Origin of the sequence: Ureaplasma diversum NCTC 246, from assembly GCF_000731915.1 — a bacterium.
Classification (GTDB): Bacteria; Bacillota_I; Bacilli_A; order Mycoplasmatales; family Mycoplasmoidaceae; genus Ureaplasma; species Ureaplasma diversum.
Genome location: NZ_JFDP01000001.1, coordinates 1 through 3,017, shown reverse-complemented (window position 1 = coordinate 3,017; position 3,017 = coordinate 1). Strand labels below are relative to the sequence as shown.

General features: G+C 27.3%; 3 protein-coding genes and 1 pseudogene. All 4 read left to right on the top strand.

All coding sequences use genetic code 4. From position 1 onward, the window contains the following. A pseudogene (locus tag UDIV_RS00020) lies at window positions 1-380 on the top strand (deoxynucleoside kinase); the annotation flags it as partial. Further along, window positions 364-591, top strand: a complete 228-nt coding sequence (locus tag UDIV_RS00015; RefSeq protein ID WP_038101447.1) for a hypothetical protein — start codon at window positions 364-366, stop codon at window positions 589-591. The pseudogene UDIV_RS00020 and the gene UDIV_RS00015, both read left to right, overlap by 17 nt. 129 nt (window positions 592-720) lie before the next feature. Further along, entirely contained in the window at window positions 721-1,290 is a 570-nt protein-coding gene (locus UDIV_RS00010; protein WP_038101445.1) for a restriction endonuclease subunit S, read from the top strand. An 88-nt stretch (window positions 1,291-1,378) separates the two neighbouring features. Beyond that, window positions 1,379-3,017, top strand: a 1,639-nt coding sequence (locus tag UDIV_RS00005) for a transglutaminase domain-containing protein (protein WP_038101441.1), incomplete at its 3' end; no start/stop codon positions are given.

Sequence of the window (3,017 nt, the reverse complement as noted above, 5' to 3'; positions counted from 1 at the left end):
TTTTTGAAGACTGATTATTTGCTCATGCTAATATTGATAAACCATCAGTTTTCTCATACTATGATGGTCTTTGACAAGGAATTTGTAAAGAATTAGTTTATGAACATGGAGTTCCTAAACTATACATCATCCTTGATGGTGATTGAGAACTATTTAAAGAACGTATTTATAAACGTAATCGAGCAGTTGAAATTGAAAACTTCGATAAGAATGAAACATATTTCAAACGTTTATTAGAACTTTATACAAGTTATATGACAAATGTATGTAAGGACTTTGGCATTAACTATTTAGTTTTAGATGCAAGACAACCAGTTGAAGTTAGTGTAGCTACTGTTCAAAAGAAATTACAAGAATTAGCAGATGAACAAGCAAAATAATCCTAATCAAAATTTTCAATTATCCAAAAAAGCCAAAATTTGAATTGGTGTAGGTCTTGGTTTATCTGTTGTCATTAGTGGTGTGGCATGAATTGTTTCAACCAAGAGAAAACCTAAACCAACCAATTATAATGAATGTTTAAAAAGTAATGGTGAAGAGTATTGTAAAAAACACTTTGATCCAAATAAACAAGAACCAAATAAAACATAAATATGAAGGAATTGTTAAAACAACAATTCTTTTTTTATTGTCAAACATTTAATCATCTAAATATAATTTATAATTATTGTATTGAGACAATAAATAGAGTTATGAATAGGTTTAAAAAGGGGATTAAAGATGGAAAATATATTGAAGTTGATAAAGAATGAGAAAGTGGAGTGGAAGAGATTAGGGGATGTTTGCGAGTTTAAAAGGTGCCAATATATAACAAAGAAGGATATTATCGATGGCGATATTCCTGTAGTGTCTGGTGGTATAAAACCTGCTTATTATCACGGAATTAGTAATAGAGATGGTATAATAATAACAGTTGCAGGAAGCGGAGTTAATGCTGGTTTTGTTAGTTATTGAGATCAACCAATTTTCTTAGGTGATGCTTTTTCAGTTGAACCTATTGAAAATTTAAACAAAAGATATTTATATCATTGATTAATAAGTGTTCAAGACAAAATTTATGGTTTAAAACAAGGGGCAGGAATTGCACACGTTTATAGTAAAGATTTAGCTCGTTTTATAATCCCAATTCCACCATTAGAAGTCCAAAACTACATCGCTTCAATCCTTGATCAATTTGATTCATTAACAAGCAACCTTTCCGAAGGTTTACCTAAAGAAATCGAACTTCGTCAAAAACAATACGAATACTATAGAGATCAACTCTTATCTTTTAACTCAAATAATGAGTAATTTATCTAAAGTAGAAAAGTAATATTAATCCATTAATTTTACTTTCTTTCCCATTTAAGTATAAAAATAAAAACTTATTTTAAATGTTATGAAAAAGAAACTATCTAATTTTTTAATATCAACTACTATCATTGGTTCATTAAGTTTATTAGTTGCTTGTACTACTAATAACAAAACTAAAGAACCAATTATTTTTGATACTAAAAATAATCAAAAAACTACTGATCCAACCACACAAAAAACTGATCAAGAAACTAATAACCAAACTTTTAAAAATCAAGAAATAGCAAAGCAAGAAAACAATCAAGAATCAACTAAGAATAATACTAAAACTAATACCCAACCTGAACCCTCTCATCCAACTCAATCAACACAAACCCCTAAAACTCAACCACCTAAAATTGCCCCAAAACTTGCTTATGAACAATTAGTTAGTGAAGTGAATAACTTTATTAATAATGATCTTAAAGAACTTAAGTATGAATTTTATAGAGATCAATTAAACGATCTTTTAAACAATACATCTTATTCTTTAATAACTAAACAATATAAAGATTTAGATAGTTTTTATACAACAGCTAATAAAGAGTTATTAGATGTTTTTAATAATACAAAAGCTAATTATAAAAATGCAATTGATCCTAATTTAACATCAAAAGATTTAGTTCTTAAACAAGGAACTAAAGAAGATGAAACAGTAGGTGTTAAATTCTTTAATGATACGCAAGCTAATATTCCTATCAACGAAGAAGCCAAAGCTTTTGTCTCTTTACTTTCTTTATCTGATATAAAAGATTATTACTTTAGTGAACAAGATAAAGCTAAAAAGCAAGAAATTCAAAAACACACTAAAGAAGTAATAAAAGGTGCTAAAACTACTAAAGAGAAAATCAGAAAAATCTATGATTGAATCCATAGTAATTTAAAATATGCATTTAATAACGATACAACAGCAGCTATTGATCCAGTTCATGCACTAAAAATCAGAACCGCAGTATGTGGTGGATTTAGTAATTTATATAAAGCAATGTTAGATTCGATTGATGTTAAGAATGTAGTTGTAATAGGTTGATCTAAGTTTGGTGCTCACCAATGAAATCTTGTTTATGATGAAGAAACTAAACAATTCTTTCATTCAGATCCAACTTGAGGCAAAGATCCTTATTTTAGCCCATCAATTAAAGACTTCTCTAAAGATCATAGAGCTACTAAGATATTAAATGCTTATTATCAAGAAAATGATTTCTTATATGAGTATGATCGTGGTTTTACTATTCATAAATATTTAAAACCAAAAGATAATAAAGAAGTAAAACCACCATTATCTATTAAAGATAAATATAGTGTTGTAGCTATATCACAATCAGCTCTCAGTACTATTAATCATTTATATGTTCACAAGAACATTAAAAGAATTGATTATAGTTCAGGAACTTATCAACTTAAATCTTTTAATGTAGATCAAGATAATAGTGTTTTTAGTTCTTTAGATGGTGTTTTATATTCTAAAGATAAAACAACACTATTAGTTGTACCAACTCAATATACTAAAGATAGTATTACTTTATCTAAGAATGTTAAAACAATCTTAGATTGAAAATCTTCTTTAGATAGTTTAAAGCTTAAATCAATTAATGTAGAAGCTGGTAATTATTGATATGGTAGTTTTGCTAATATCTTATATGATAATAGCTTTTCTAAAATCATTTATGTACCACGACAAATTT